This is a genomic window from Rhodococcus sp. BH4 (assembly GCF_002079265.1).
Taxonomy (GTDB): Bacteria; Actinomycetota; Actinomycetes; order Mycobacteriales; family Mycobacteriaceae; genus Rhodococcus_F; species Rhodococcus_F qingshengii.
Genome location: NZ_CP014942.1, coordinates 146,833 through 161,023, shown reverse-complemented (window position 1 = coordinate 161,023; position 14,191 = coordinate 146,833). Strand labels below are relative to the sequence as shown.

Here is a 14,191-nt window from a genome sequence, read left to right as displayed (position 1 = left end):
CCGGCAATCCCGCACACATGGGAGCTATTCGGTGCCTATACGTGCGAAGGACGAGGATGGTCGGTCAGGTTCACTTGGTGTCTCCGTCGGACATTGTCGATGGGGTGCTCGATCGTCCGATTCTGGCTGAGGGTGGCGTTCTTGACGACGCGGTGGTTGTTGTCGATCTTGATCAGCCGATCTCCGCAGTCACGGCCGTGGCTGCGGCGGCCAAAGTTGTCGCGGGCGACCGTGTTGTCATTGGTCGGGCCGACAGAGTTCCTGATGCGGCGTGTCGATCACTCGCCCGGGCACTCGATACCACCGTCGCGTCTCACCATGGCTCCGGCATTCGGGAGTTTGTGAGCGTCGACGATCTCGATACCGAATTGGAAGTTGTCGTCGAGCATTTCAGTGAGAATCCATATGCGTCAGTTGTTGCGGCGCAGGTTCTGCGGTTGAGTGAAAATTTGCCCATTCAGGCTGCCTTGGACGTGGAATCCTTAGCGTACTCGACGCTTCTGGGCACTCCTGATTTTCGGCGGTGGCTCGATCGGCGAGGGTCAAGACCGCTGCCTCCCCCGGCGCCGCGGGAACCGGTGCTGATCGATCGCCGTGAAGCGCTGCTGCACATCACACTTAACCGTCCTGAGCGGCGCAACGCCTACGGTGCACAAGTTCGTGACGGGCTGGTGGCCGCACTCCAGCTTGCCTCGATGGATTCCAGTATCGAACAGGTCCTGCTCGACGGAGCCGGTCCGTCGTTCTCTGCTGGAGGTGATCTAGACGAGTTCGGCACCACTCCGGATCTGGCTATCGCACACTTGATTCGGACGCGAGCGGGTGCGGCGAGATTGATGGCGCGACTCGCCGATCGAATCGAAGTCCATGTCCACGGAAGTTGCGTCGGTGCGGGGATTGAAGTCCCGGCGTTTGCACGGACCATCAAGGCTCACCCATGCAGTGTGTTTCGACTGCCGGAAATAGGGATGGGTTTGATTCCGGGAGCTGGCGGCACCGTGTCGATTCCTCGTCGGATCGGTCGGTGGCGGGCTTATCACCTTTTTGTTTCTGGCACTGCGATCAATGCTGGTCGGGCCCTGGAATGGGGACTGATCGACTTGATCGAGGAGCGCTGACAACGTCAGCGATTGATAGGTGAGGTCAATGCGGCCAAGACCCACCCACTCGTTTCAACGATGAAATGTGTTGGAGATTCGGCGAGTGTGGATCCTGTCAGCATGAAGGGCGCAGTTACACAACAGGATTACGCGATGCCTCTTTGCTGCCACGATCGCGCGGCACTGCCATGCCCGCTTCAGTTCTGGCGAGCGCGACGGTGAAGGTCACCACTCATAGAGGGGCGAAACGTACATCGGTGCGCAACGGATCCACCTACGGTGGCTTTGCATGTTGGGGTGGCGGCGTCTTGGTCAAGAATAGAGGCCCCTCTCGTTGGGAGGATGGGGCCTCTTGTCATTCGTGTTGAGCACACAACACGAAGACCCTCTATCCGTGCCGAGTTGCCCCCTCATGACTAACCCCGCACTTTCACGGTAAGCCGCCCGCTGTCAGATCGCTCGGCGCAGCGAAAATTTTGTGATGTGTTTGCAATCCAAATACCTGGGGTAAAAGGTTTGAAGGTCGGGACACGCGGATCGGAGAGTGCCCATGGGCCTTGGATTCGTTGGGCTCGGCACGGGCAGTATCTGGATTGAGTGCATTCTTCATCGGAGGCGCCCTCGGCACACTGGTCGGATGGCGTCTGGTTTTCGGTATCGTCCTCGCCCTCGCAGTCGTAGTCTTCGCGCTCAGCTTCACCCTTCGCTCCGATCGCGGGCAGGCCGGTATCAAGACCGCGTCGCGGCAGCTCTCATCGGCGTCGCCTTGCTCACTCTGATCTTCATCGGCAACGACAGGTTGTCTTGGTCGTGGACGTCTTTTCTGTTGTGGTCGTTGTGGTGCTGGCCGATGCCGTTGTTGACGCAGTCGTTGACCCGGCCGTGGTGGTCGGTTCCGTTGCAGTTGCGGTATTGGTGGTGATGGTTTCGACGGGTCCAGCGATGTACACGTATCCGCCAGGTGTGAGGGGCATGGAACGCACGACCCTTACGGCGGTTCCGATCGGTGCAAGTTCGGTCAACCGCTGCCGCACCACCGCGCGATTCGAGTCGGAGGCGGTGTAGCCGCCGCAGGTCACAGCGCCGACGTGGCTGATGTCGACGCGCGTTCGTTCTCCGTCGACGTCGATGTAGAGGCCTGCGCCGGATCCGGCTGCGTCGTAGTCGAGGACCGTGCCTTCCCATTCGACTCGCTTTCGTACCGGGATCGATACCGCAGAGGTTGTCGTGGGCGACGCTTGAGCGGAGGTCGTGGGCGCTGCGATCGAGTTGGTCGATGGACCATCGTCGTTGATGCAACTGCCGAACACCGCCAGCACCAACACAGCGCCTAGTCCCCAACTGAGTTTCTGCTTCGTCGTTGCCATGAACCTCTCCATCGCTGCGGTGCCGGTCACCGAAGCTCGGGGAATCATAGTCGAACCGGCAAACGGTATATCCGATAGTGCTGTCAGGTTGCTTCAGCGTCGCGAGTCGGGTGAGAGGCGGGATGCCCAGCGGCACGGGTCATTCCGAACGACGGCCGCGCCGATCTCACCGATGCTGTTCGTGTACACGACATGTGGTGCTCGACAAGGTTTGCTGCGAATGCCGACAGTGCAGTAGTCGTTATCGCAGGACCAAGGGCAGTGGTCACGGATGGGTTCCGTCAGGTTCGATGAGGAAGGCCGTGCCAGGCGCTGCTTTTCGATCTGTGTCCAGGCGTCGGTGAGGACCTTCCGTCCCGGGCCGGTTGGAGCGCGTCTCCGGTTTGCTCGATAAGGTTCGTGTTCCGGGCACCTGCGCTATCGGACGGTTAAGCATAGTTCGACGAGTCGCCGCCTCCTCCACCGGCATCGAACAATGTGGGTGTTTCGCAGGGCTGGTCCTTGGTGGTGGAGAACCGTTGTGTCGCAAAGTCAAGCCGCGCGCCGAGGGCACGTCTACGTCATTCCCGTGTCATTCACGTCCACGCCCGCAACATCTAACTCGGTACGTAGATGCTGACGATCTCGGCGATGCAAACCGGCTTGTCCGCATTTTCGCGTCCTATTGTCACGGCCGTGACAACTTGGACGCCCGAGGGAACGGTGTCGACATCTTTGATGTCTACTGCAGCTCGAATCCGTGAGCCGACAGGTACGGGCGATGGGAATCGAATCTTGTTCGATCCGTAGTTGATGCCCATTCGGACGCCGTCGACGGTGTAGACCTCCCATACAAGCATCGGGATCATCGAGGTCAGCAGATGCCCGTGGGCGATGGTGGTTCCGAACGGTCCGTCAGCAGCCCTTGATGGATCCACATGGATCCACTGGTGGTCGCCCGTCGCATCGGCGAATGCGACGATTTTCTCCTGGGTGAGGGTGTGCCAGGACGAGTATCCGATCCGGGTGTTCGCCGCGGCGCGTAGTTCGTCGATTCCGTTGAGTGTCTTCATGCTTTGGGTCCTCCGGCAACGTAGAGAATCTGCCCGGAGACAAATCCGGCTCCCTCGCTGGCGAGAAATGACACTGCATGGGCGATGTCGTCGGGGACCCCGACTCGGGCGGCGGGGATATCGGCGGCTGCTCTCGTTTTGAGTTCATGGAATTTCATTCCCATGCGCGCTGCCGTTGCCGCTGTCATCTCGGTCTCGATGAAGCCGGGAGCAACCGCGTTGGCTGTGATGCCGAATTTTCCGAGTTCGAGGGCCACAGTCTTGGTGAATCCTTGGAGCCCAGCTTTGGCTGCGGCGTAGTTTGCTTGCCCTCGATTTCCGAGCGCTGACACGCTCGACAGGTTGATGATTCGTCCGAAGCCGGCCTCAGTCATGTGTCCCTGGACTTCTCTGGTCATCAGAAACGAGCCACGTAAGTGCACGTTCATGACTGTATCCCATTCTGCAGCAGTCATTTTGAATAGGAGATTGTCGCGGGTGACGCCGGCATTGTTGACGAGAACGGTTGGTGCGCCGAGCTTTGCGGCGATCTTGTCCACAGCTTTTTCTACTGCGGTTCCGTTGGAAACGTCTGCGCCGACGGCAAGTGCAGTACCTCCGGCCCGGGTGATGGTGTCGACCACGTTCTGGCAGGTGTCTTCGTTGAGGTCGAGGACGGCAACAGCGTGGCCGTCTGCTGCGAGTCGTTGTGCGACGGCGGCACCGATTCCCCGTGCGGCGCCGGTGACGATTGCGATGCGGCGGTGTCCGGGGTGAGATGAGGGGCTCACGAAAGTGGGGTTCCTTTCAATGGTCGGGTGAGAAGCGATTCGGGTCAGGAGAGCCGTTCGAGGATCAGTGCCATGCCTTGTCCTCCTCCTACGCACATGGTTTCGAGGCCGAACTGCTTGTCGTGTGTCTGTAGTGAGTTGATGAGGGTGCTGGTGATTCGTGCCCCGGTCATGCCGAATGGGTGGCCGATGGCGATGGCCCCGCCGTTGACGTTCAGTCGATCCTCGTCGATGCCGAGTTCGCGGGCCGAGGGGATGACCTGGGCGGCGAAGGCCTCGTTGATTTCGACGAGGTCGATGTCGCCGATACCGAGGCCGGCGCGGGCAAGTGCTTGGCGTGACGCCTCGACTGGTCCGAGGCCCATGATCTCGGGTGACAGTCCGGTGACCCCGGTACTGACGATGCGTGCGAGAGGGGCGATTCCGAGTTCTTTCGCCTTCTGATCAGACATGATCACCAGGGATGCGGCGCCGTCGTTGAGTGAACAGCAGTTGGCGGCGGTGACTGTTCCGTCGGGCCGAAAGACCGGGTTCATGGCGGAGATCGATTCAAGCGTGACACCGGTACGCGGTCCGTCGTCGGTGTTGATCACGCGGCCGTCGGGAAGTGTGACCGGGGTGATGTCGCGCTCCCAGAAACCATTCGAGAGTGCCTTCTCGGTGAGGTTGTGGCTTCGTACTCCGAAGGCGTCCTGCTCGGCTCGGGAAATTCCTTTGAGTTGGGCAACGTTCTCCGCTGTCTGTCCCATGGCGATGTAGACGTCCGGCAGTAGCCCGTCCTCGCGCGGGTCGGTCCACCTCTGGCCGCCGGCGGAGAATCGTTCGGTGCGGGCTTGGGCTGCGGCGAGGGCCGGATTGGCGCTGGCAGGGAGACCGTCCGCAGCACCTGGCAGGTAGCGGCTGATGGTTTCGACGCCGGCAGAGATGAAGACGTCGCCTTCCCCAGCGCGAATGGCATGGAAGGCCATTCGTGTCGTTTGTAGGCTGGCAGCACAGAATCGATTGACCGTGGTGCCCGGGACGCGGTCGAAGCCTGCGAGTACTGCGACCGCGCGGGCGAGGTTGTTGCCGGCTTCGCCGGATGGTTGACCGACGCCGAGCATGAGGTCGTCGATATCGCGTGGATCGAGGGCCGGCACCTTCGCCAACGCGGCGGTGACCATTTGGACGGTGAGGTCATCGGGGCGAATGTCCTTCAATGAGCCTTTGTTTGCTTTTCCGATCGGCGAACGGGCAGTGGCGACGATGACAGCTTCAGACATAATTGTTCCTCGAATCGGTGATTGCTGTGTAGTGAAGGAAGGCTGGTGGGTTCTCGTTCACCCTGCGCAGCCCGAGATTCCGCCGTCGAGCGGAATGATGGTGCCGGTCAGATAGGAGCCAGCCCGGGAGGCTAGGAACTGGACAGTGCCTATCAGGTCGTCGGCTTGCCCGTACCGGCCGAGCGGGACACGCTCGAGAAGGTCCGCCTCCACCTCAGGATCCGCCGCGACGTGTCCGAGCATGTCCGTCAAGATGGGGCCGGGTGAGATGGCGTTGACGGTGATTCCGTCGGACGCCAATTGCTTGGCTAAATGGCGGGTGAGCATGTGCAACCCGGCTTTGCTCGCACTGTACGAGTAGTTGTCCCAGCTCGGCGTGGCCAAGGCATCCACACTGCCGATGTTGATCACACGAGCGGGTCGGTCGGGACTGGAAGCTTTACGCAGAAGCGGCAGTGTTCCGGTAATCACATAGAACGGGGCGACGAGGTTGGTGTTGAGTACCTTTGTCCAACCGATGAGGGGAAACTCTTCAAGCGGTGCACCCCACGTTGCCCCGGCATTGTTGACCAGGATGTCGACGCTTGTCAGGTGCTCGTAGAGCCAGCTGACAAGCCCGCTCACCCCTTCCTTCGACGACAGATCACTGGCGACGGGCGTGCATCGTCCTGCCGTTCCCGCAGCGTCTGCCTCAGCGTTGATCGCTTCGGCTGTCGCGCGGCACTGCTCTTCTTTTCGGCTGGTGATGACAACGTGGGCGCCGCCCAACGCCAGGCCGCGAGCGATCATAGCGCCAATTCCTCGTGAGCCGCCGGTCACGACAGCAGTTTTCCCTGCAACGGAAAAGAGGGAGTTTAGTGCCGGATACGCCTCGGGGTCGGTTGTAGTAGTCATGTTATCGACGCTAAGGCTGGATCGCCGTCATCGCTTGGGGGACAACGCACTCCACTTGCTGGACGCGCATCGCCCATGAGCAATCCGTGGGCAGGCTCAGGTGTCATACCGAGCTAGCACGCGGGTCACTGTTTCACTCGACGTCGGATGCTGCAGAACGTGTGTCGGACGGGCGCTCACCGAAGCTTCGCCGATATGCATTGCTGAACGTGCTGAGGTCACCGAATCCGGAAGAGTACGCCACCTGAGTCACACTCTGGTGGCTCCAGCCACGGTCCTGAAGTCGCAGCCGGGCCAACGCTAAACGCTCCTCCCGGATGAGGTCCGACGGGCTCGTTCCGATCCGCTGCAGTTGGGCCTGAACGTGCCGGAGCGACCACCCGAGGCGCCTTGCGACCACGGCTCCGGTGAGGTTCGGATCGTGCGCGTTCTCTCGAACAAAGCGCCGGATCGAGGTGACCAACCCTTCCTGAACAGCCACGGCAGGCGTGGTCGTGTCGGCGTTGTAGGCGAGCGCGACGAGATCGACGATTCGGTCGGCGATCGCGTCGAACTGACTACCTGTGAGCTCATTTCGCTCTCTGCGCAGACTGGTGACAACGTCGACAATGATGCGGCCCAGTCCAGATGTCGCGTCGAGGGTGGTGCCTGCACGTGGCACTGCTGGCACGCGCGCGTCGAGCCGATCACGTGGAATCACGAATGCAACAGAGGAGAAACCATCACCGTGACGCAGATCCGTCACGGTGTCCAACGAGGTGAGCGCCATGACCGCAGGATTGATCGCGGCTATCCGACGATCCTGCTCGAGGATCACTTCGCCCCGGATCGGGATGAGTAGTTCGTACGCACCGTGAGGATGCCGACGAATGTCGGCTGAGGTACGAGAGAGGACTTCTGCTTCACCCCACCAGCGGATCAACTGGTACGTATCCGAATGCTGATGCTCGAGTGTCCCCTGGTAGTTGTCAGCGAGGGAGAAGGACATCGGACAATGGATCGACGAAACTTGATCGCGCCACCAATCGCCACGCTCGCGCTGGCCGTACTCGTTACTGCGCAACGTATCGACAAAATACAAGGTCACACCTTCTCATACCAGTAAGCCGAAACCACGACCCCGGCCACAGTCGACGGTAGCGCGCTCCGGCGTGCATGCCAACGGATCGATCATCGTAGCGCCCGCTTGAGGAGCTTTCCTGTTGCATTCATCGGCAACGTATCCCTGAATTCCACCATGCGGGGGTACTTGTACGCCGCCAAACGTTCGCGTGACCAGCCGATCAGATCCTCCGCCTTCAGCTGCGATCCAGGCTCGCGGATGACGAAGGCTTTCACTTCCTCACCGATCCGCTCGTCAGGGATTCCGACAACGGCCACGAGGCTGACCTCCGGATGGGCGATGATCACCTCCTCGAGCTCTCGCGGGTAGACGTTGAAACCTCCCCGCACAATCAAGTCTTTGGCGCGATCGATGATGAAGTAGTAACCGTCCTCGTCGCGCCGTGCGATATCGCCCGTGCGGAACCAGCCGTCGCGGATCACTTCCGCTGTCGCCTCGGGCCTGCCGAGATATCCCTTCATCACGTTGTACCCCCGTACTGCGAGTTCTCCTGGCTCACCGGCACGGACCTCGTTCCAGTCTTTGTCGATCAGCTTCACTTCTACTCCCCAGATGGGTTTGCCGATCGATCCCGGCCGGTTTGGTTGATCGAGCGGGTTGAACGTGACGGTCGGGCTGGTTTCGGAGAGTCCGTAGCCTTCCCGGATGCCGACACCGAAGACGTCCTTGAACTGCTCGAGCACATCGACCGGCATAGCGGCTGCGCCGGAGAGCGCGATTCGTAGGAGACCGGCGAGGTCGGCGCTGATGCCGTCGACTCCGGCCTTGTTGAGCAAAGCCCAGTACATCGTCGGGACGCCGGCGAAGATCGTCACTCGGTGCTGCGTTATCAACTCCAGGGCTGTAGCTGGGTGGAATCGTGGCAGAAATACCAAGGTGGCACCCACAGCGAAACCGGCGTTCATCTGCACGGTCTGCGCGAACGAGTGGAAGAGTGGAAGAGCGACGAGATGAACGTCCTCGGCACGCGCGTCGAGCAGTTGATTGTGCCCGAGCGCGTTGAGAACCAAATTGGCGTGAGTGAGCTCCGCACCCTTGGGCTTACCGGTCGTCCCGCTCGTGTACAGCACCACCGCCGTGTCGGTGGCTTCGGTCACCTGGAGAATGTCTTCGCTGGCGTGTTCGGTCAGTACATCAGCCAAGGATGTTCCCTCGCTCTGCTCATCGAGCAATGCGGAACCCAACGTGACGAGGTGCTCGCAGGATTCCACGTCATGGAACCCGCGCCATGCCTCGTCGTCTAGCCCCGGCACGCTGCAGAAGTAAGCCACCGCGCCAGAGTCCCGCAGATGGTAAGCAACTTCTTCCCGTTTGAGCATGGTGTTGAGCGGGACGACAACCCCACCTGCTTTGAGGATGCCGAAGTAGACAATCGGAAATTCGACGACATTCGGGATTGTCAGGGCGACGCGGTCACCTGGGCGCACCCCCAGCGAAATAAGGAAGCGGGTGACACTGTTCGCAGCCGAATCGATCTCGCCGAAGGTGAGGGTGCGGTCGCCTTCGATGACAGCGATTCTGCGGGGAGTGCGGCGAGCAGTGTCGGCGAGCATGGTGGCCAGGTTGAGCATGATCCTGCTTTCAGGTGATAACTGTGTGACAGTGTTGGGTGAGAACTACCCGATTCAGGACCAATCCCAGTCGTACTCGGCTCCGACCCGCTTCGCCAGTGGCTTGAACATGCCTTCTTCGTAAGTCGACATCGTGTCGAGGCCGGGAATCGGTGCGAGGGAAACGATTTCGGACAGCTGTTCGAAACCGAGTTCGGGTTTCGGCAACCCAGCGGCAAGCGCGAACCTTTGGAGCTGATTGGTGAAGCTTTCATCACATGGCGGCTGTGCGAAGTTCACCGGGTGCTTCATGGCCTCGTCGAGGGTTACGAACTCCACTCCGCGCTCGAGAAAAGCCTCGAAAATGGGAGCGAGGGTGTCACGGGAGATGGGAGTGCCGTGCACGAGCCAGATAAGAGGAGCATCGGCGCCGAACAAGGTACGTGCGGTGTCCGCATGCTTGTACAGCTGGTCAACCGCCGTCGCCACGTGCAGGTCGCGCACCTTCTTCTGGGTGTCCTTGTCGCCGAGGGTCTTCGCACGGAAGTACGGCATGATGAACGCGAAATCGCTGAACCAGCTGGTGATCGGGGCAGTTCGGTAGCCGAGGTCAGCGATGTACTTCTCGACCTCTCCTCGACGTTGTTCGGATCCGGAGGACATGTCCATCGGATAGCGAAAGTATTTCGACGGCGCGGCGTCGATCAGATGCCCGATGTACTTCTCTGCCGTCTCGAAATCGCATCGAAATGCCGCGTCAGGCATCCAGCGCAACGGAGCATGCTGGTGAGTGTGGTTGCCCAGGTGATGGCCAGCTTCGGCCCACGCCTCGAAGGCCTCCATCTGCATCGGCTCATTCTCGAGGCGGTACGTATGAGAGAAGCCGTAGGTCCCTCCAAGTCCGTAGTCGTTGAGCGTCTTCGCGACAGATCGCGCGACATCAGTGGGCGTTGTGTCGTCCGGCATGGGCACGCCGTCCCACAGGACGAAGTCATCGATCGTGACCGCAATCTTGAGAGGTCGAACGGCGCGGGTGTCATTCATGAAAGGTGACTCCAAATCTTCTCAGGGCTCTCGGCACGAAGCCCGTCTCTCACCGACCCTATGAAGTGATCGACATCACGTCTTGGCTGTGTGCGCGCGCCTACTTTCACCACGCGCATGAGATTCGCGCCCACTATGCGCACCCGTCGAATGCCGTGCGCATGGGGCCAAGTTCCGGCTCGTCTCGACTCATACCGTCGTAGGGACGAAGGAGAAGCACGCCGTGAATGCATCATCGCAAAAAATTGTCCTGGCACAGCGACCTCACGGGAACGTGAGCTCGAAAGACTTCCGTCTGGAGGATGTCGTCCTACCCGACCTGGAGGCTGGAGGCATCGAGATGGAGACGCTCTTCATCTCGATCGATCCGGCTATCAGAGGCTGGCTCGACGATCGGCCGAGTTACCTTCCGCCGGTTGCGCTCGGAGCACCAGTTCGCGCCCTCGGTCTGGCACGTGTGACGGCGTCTCTTAACAGCGACTTCGCCGTCGGCGATATCGTTCGTGGCTTCGTCGGGTGGCAACGACGCCAGATCGTCAGTTCCCCTGGCGGTGAATGGGATCGGCTTACACCGCGTGAGGATATCCCCTTGGGGCATTACCTCGGAGTCCTCGGGATGACGGGCCTGACTGCGTGGGCGGGGATGTGCGACATCTTGCGTCCGACACCAGGCCATACCGTCTTGATCTCCGGCGCTTCTGGTGCAGTCGGAAGTGTGGCTGTCCAGCTCGCGAAGCAGTCGGGGGCGCGGGTTGTCGGCGTCGCAGGAGGCGCTGAGAAGTGCGCGATGGTGGCCCGATTGGGCGCGGACGTCGTCATCGATCGCAAATCCCGGGATTGGGAGGACCACCTCAAGGCGGCAACACCCGACGGCATTGATCGCGTCTTCGAGAACTCGGGCGGTCCGATGTTCGAGGCGACAATTTCCAGGCTGAACAACCATGCTCACATCGCGTTGTGCGGTCTGATTGACGGCTACAACCTGACGGAAAGGCCCTCTGGTCCAGCAAATTTCGGACAACTGCTCACCAAGCGCGTCCTTGTGCAAGGATTCGTCGTTCTCGACTACATGGACCGGGCAGCTGAGGTAGAAGCAAAGCTCGGGGCACTCATCAGTTCCGGGCAGGTGGAGGCTGTGCAATCCGTATTGCCCGGATTCGAGCAGCTACCGGAGGCTTTCGTGGACTCGTTCTCCAACGGCCGACCAGGCAAAATCATCATCGATCTGACTCGGTAGCTCGCAGCTACGCTGCCGCACGTCATAACCCGACAACCGCAGGCTGCCTCGATAACCACGCCTCAGAAACACTAGGACATCGACCAGTTCGATTTGATCGGGTTCCATGTTCCACGGTCGAGGTGCCGGCCGAGTAGTGGGTCGAGGCATTGACCGACGATGCGTAGTGCACCGTCGATTTCGCGTGCGTGTTCGGGCAATCCGGATACGGTTTTGGCGATTTTGGCGTAGCCGGCAGTCCAGGATGGTGCAGCCTCAGAGAGGCTGGTTGGCAGTGTCAGTGTGCGGCGCGCGGATTCTTGGTGCAGAGCAGTGCGGGTGAGGGCGGCGTCGAGGGTCCAGGCGGTCACGATCAACGCGAGGTCGACCAGGTCGTGGTAGCGCGTCGAGGGTTGTTGCAGGTCTCCGTATCGTTCGTACATTGCGCACACCTTGTCGGAAACCTGTTGTGGCAGTGGGTACAAAGCGAATTTCGGCATGGGCGCCAGCTCGTCCATCTCAACCACCGGGTGAGGAAGTTGGTAGTCCACGTCGCCGACCGGGACCAGTTCGGTGGACAGGTCGATGGGGAAGTCGGCGAGTTGAACGGCGCCGAGGTAGACCTTCACTTTCACGCTGGCTCCAGATACGCCGCCGGTCATCAGCCGCGGGGTGTCGAACACGAACCGGAACGGGTCGAGATTGCTGTCGGTTTCGGCGATCGGGCATTGGGCGGGTAAATGCATGTGATGCGGGCAGAAAGGCAACTCGTGACCAGTCACCCCTGTTTTCTGAGGAGAAGAGTGCGTAGGACCTCCAGTGCGTGACGACGACGTGTTTTGGTGCGAGCGCACAGTGCCGTCATTGTCGAGACGGTGATCAGGGCGAAGTAGCCCGTGAGTGCAAGATGGGGCACCACGTCAGTACCGAGGTTGATGAGTGTTCCGGACATACTGGGCATGATTCCTCGAATCCGTTGATGTGCTGTGCCTCTAGTTCTCCCATCGGGCAGTGGCGTCCGGCGATGTCCAGGCACGTTAGAGTTCCTGAAAGGCCTGTTCAAATAGGGTGCTCCGGAATTCCGACTCTCGGATCCTCGGATAAACCCGGGACTGAAGGGAATGTTCGTGCTTGATTCGACACCTGCGAAAGCCAAGCTCGGGACAATGTTGAAGGATTTGAAGATGGGCGCGGGCAACCCGACTTACGAAACAATCATCAAAGACGTATCTGCGCTAGGAACGAAGCTCAACAAGTCCAGCCTGGGGGACTGGTTCGCCGGTCACGCGGTTCCTGCGGACAAACACAGTCTTGGAATCCTCGTTACCTATCTGGCCAAGGAGCGACCTCTTCCGGGCGGATTTTGGCCGCTCTACGAAAAAGCGAAACGGGAAGGGGCCGCACGAAGAGGCGCTCGGCCGGCATCCGGGTCAACTCCGGAGTCCGCGACGGATCCTGCATCTGGCGCCGGTGAGCTACGACTGCACCGGTTGCCGAGAATCGACACGGTGCACTACGCCAATGTTCCGCGACTAAGGCACCTCTTGTCGTCCCACGAAATCGTATTGGATCTGCCAGACCTCAGTCTTCCTGGGGAGCGGGACATGATGGAGCTCCTGGCTGTGATGGATTCGATAACCCGAGGGTTGGCGCGAGTCGCACTTCCGGTAAAGAAGCTGACTCAGGAATTCAGGATGCGATCTCTCGACGTGGGTGACTTGTTGGTCTTCGACAGGCGAGTCTTCACTCTCAACGGGCCCTCTCCGGGTGAAACCCCTTCCCTTACTGGTGATTACGATGTGGATCCCCTCATTCATTTTACGAAGCGAGGTGTCCGTATCGTCATGCCGTACGACCCCGTATATGTCACGACATCGACGGCATACTCCGATTTCAAATCACGACACATTCAGATGGTAGGACTGTGCGTCATCAAGAGGCGTGGTAAACCGACTGACGCGCCACACAGAAAGAAGACTCCGAAGGTGCAGTTCGTGGCGTCGCCGCTGGTGTTGGGCTTGTCGAGCGAAAGACACCGTGATCCGGAGCTGACGAAGAAGGTCGTATTCAAAGGCTACGACGACGATGGAACGCAGAGTTGGTTCGGGGAATGGGTATCGAAGAGGAGCGACGGGGACCCTAGTTAGTCATGACTGTCTGGATTACTTGTTTGCTATCGGCAATATCGAAATCGGGCAATGCACCGTTCGAACCGGCTGGGCGTCGGGGTCGGATGTAGACGGCGCGATGTGGTCGGGGGATTCTGATGTATCGCCTGTGGACGCCGGCTTCCCTACTTGGTCCTGCCGTTGTAGCGCAACGAGAGCGTGCCGTGGTGGAAGCAGGCGTTCTCGGATCCTGGAAGTACGCCTACTGTGCGGGTTGAATCCGCACAGTATCTACTCCAAGCGGCAAATGATTTGCGTCCGTCGTCGTCGGCGAGCCCCGTTTGGGAGTTGGGAGCTGACGACGAGCACTCGCATGGAAAATCGTTCCCTAGAGCGTCGCTCAGGCGCTAGGACAACGGTCGACTCCGGTCTGGCTTATCGAGTTTTCGGACGGCGCTGGTGCGCGCATGTACGCAACTTCGAGTGATTGCCGCGCTGGCTGCTCGGCGAGGCGAGCTGTTGAACGCGGGGCAGGCTCAGGCAGCCGGGCATGCGCCTCCCGTGGAATCACCAGTCGGTTGGCGGCGCCCAGGCAGAGCAACTACGAATCACCCTGCTGCGCAGAGGGTTAACCCGCCGAATAGCACCTGCCCACTACTTCGGCGCCGAAACCTGGCCCGGGTGATGTGGGTCGTCAGCGTACTG

General features: G+C 60.2%; 14 protein-coding genes. 4 read left to right on the top strand and 10 right to left on the bottom strand.

The features are described 5' to 3' along the window. The first annotated feature begins 104 nt into the window (after positions 1-104). Together A0W34_RS30100 and A0W34_RS30095 are read left to right on the top strand one after the other, a co-directional pair. The gene (locus tag A0W34_RS30100; RefSeq protein ID WP_332316328.1) at positions 105-1,118 is read left to right on the top strand and encodes an enoyl-CoA hydratase/isomerase family protein; all 1,014 of its coding nucleotides are present in this window, start codon (positions 105-107) and stop codon (positions 1,116-1,118) included. A 575-nt stretch (positions 1,119-1,693) separates the two neighbouring features. Beyond that, positions 1,694-1,879, top strand: a complete 186-nt coding sequence (locus A0W34_RS30095; RefSeq protein ID WP_442971954.1) for a hypothetical protein — start codon at positions 1,694-1,696, stop codon at positions 1,877-1,879. A gap of 3 nt (positions 1,880-1,882) precedes the next feature. On the opposite strand, the gene A0W34_RS32925 is transcribed toward A0W34_RS30095, so the two are convergent. The 8 genes from A0W34_RS32925 to A0W34_RS30055 form a co-directional block, all read right to left on the bottom strand. After that, positions 1,883-2,467, bottom strand: coding sequence for a hypothetical protein (locus A0W34_RS32925; protein ID WP_156888970.1), 585 nt, complete (start codon positions 2,465-2,467; stop codon positions 1,883-1,885). 596 nt (positions 2,468-3,063) lie between these two features. Beyond that, positions 3,064-3,519 (bottom strand): MaoC family dehydratase, encoded by a 456-nt coding sequence (locus A0W34_RS30085; protein ID WP_081558982.1) that lies wholly within the window; start codon positions 3,517-3,519, stop codon positions 3,064-3,066. Further along, the gene (gene fabG, locus A0W34_RS30080) at positions 3,516-4,289 is read right to left on the bottom strand and encodes a 3-oxoacyl-ACP reductase FabG (RefSeq protein ID WP_081558980.1); all 774 of its coding nucleotides are present in this window, start codon (positions 4,287-4,289) and stop codon (positions 3,516-3,518) included. Before fabG ends, A0W34_RS30085 begins: the two co-directional genes overlap by 4 nt. A 44-nt stretch (positions 4,290-4,333) precedes the next feature. Next, positions 4,334-5,551, bottom strand: a complete 1,218-nt coding sequence (locus A0W34_RS30075) for an acetyl-CoA C-acetyltransferase (protein WP_081558978.1) — start codon at positions 5,549-5,551, stop codon at positions 4,334-4,336. A gap of 57 nt (positions 5,552-5,608) precedes the next feature. Further along, positions 5,609-6,445 (bottom strand): SDR family oxidoreductase, encoded by an 837-nt coding sequence (locus tag A0W34_RS30070; RefSeq protein ID WP_081558976.1) that lies wholly within the window; start codon positions 6,443-6,445, stop codon positions 5,609-5,611. A gap of 133 nt (positions 6,446-6,578) precedes the next feature. Continuing rightward, positions 6,579-7,532 (bottom strand): AraC family transcriptional regulator, encoded by a 954-nt coding sequence (locus A0W34_RS30065; RefSeq protein WP_156888969.1) that lies wholly within the window; start codon positions 7,530-7,532, stop codon positions 6,579-6,581. An 83-nt stretch (positions 7,533-7,615) separates the two neighbouring features. Next, entirely contained in the window at positions 7,616-9,139 is a 1,524-nt protein-coding gene (locus tag A0W34_RS30060; protein ID WP_081558974.1) for a long-chain-fatty-acid--CoA ligase, read from the bottom strand. Between the two features lie 54 nt (positions 9,140-9,193). Next, positions 9,194-10,162, bottom strand: coding sequence for a polysaccharide deacetylase family protein (locus A0W34_RS30055; RefSeq protein ID WP_081558972.1), 969 nt, complete (start codon positions 10,160-10,162; stop codon positions 9,194-9,196). Positions 10,163-10,385: 223 nt separating this feature from the next. Here A0W34_RS30055 and A0W34_RS30050 point away from each other — a divergent pair, with 223 nt between their 5' ends. After that, complete coding sequence (locus A0W34_RS30050) at positions 10,386-11,399, top strand: NADP-dependent oxidoreductase (RefSeq protein ID WP_081558970.1); 1,014 nt, start codon at positions 10,386-10,388, stop codon at positions 11,397-11,399. 71 nt (positions 11,400-11,470) lie between these two features. Here the strand turns inward: A0W34_RS30050 and A0W34_RS30045 are convergent, their stop codons facing one another. Both A0W34_RS30045 and A0W34_RS32920 read right to left on the bottom strand, forming a co-directional pair. Next, on the bottom strand, positions 11,471-12,160 hold the full coding sequence (locus tag A0W34_RS30045; RefSeq protein WP_156888968.1) for a nucleotidyl transferase AbiEii/AbiGii toxin family protein: 690 nt from the start codon (positions 12,158-12,160) through the stop codon (positions 11,471-11,473). Further along, positions 12,157-12,330 (bottom strand): hypothetical protein, encoded by a 174-nt coding sequence (locus A0W34_RS32920; RefSeq protein ID WP_198035723.1) that lies wholly within the window; start codon positions 12,328-12,330, stop codon positions 12,157-12,159. The genes A0W34_RS30045 and A0W34_RS32920 overlap by 4 nt, the downstream gene beginning before the upstream one ends. A 175-nt stretch (positions 12,331-12,505) precedes the next feature. Between A0W34_RS32920 and A0W34_RS30040 the strand changes: the two genes are divergently transcribed. Further along, on the top strand, positions 12,506-13,525 hold the full coding sequence (locus A0W34_RS30040) for a hypothetical protein (protein WP_156888966.1): 1,020 nt from the start codon (positions 12,506-12,508) through the stop codon (positions 13,523-13,525). Positions 13,526-14,191: the final 666 nt, after the last annotated feature.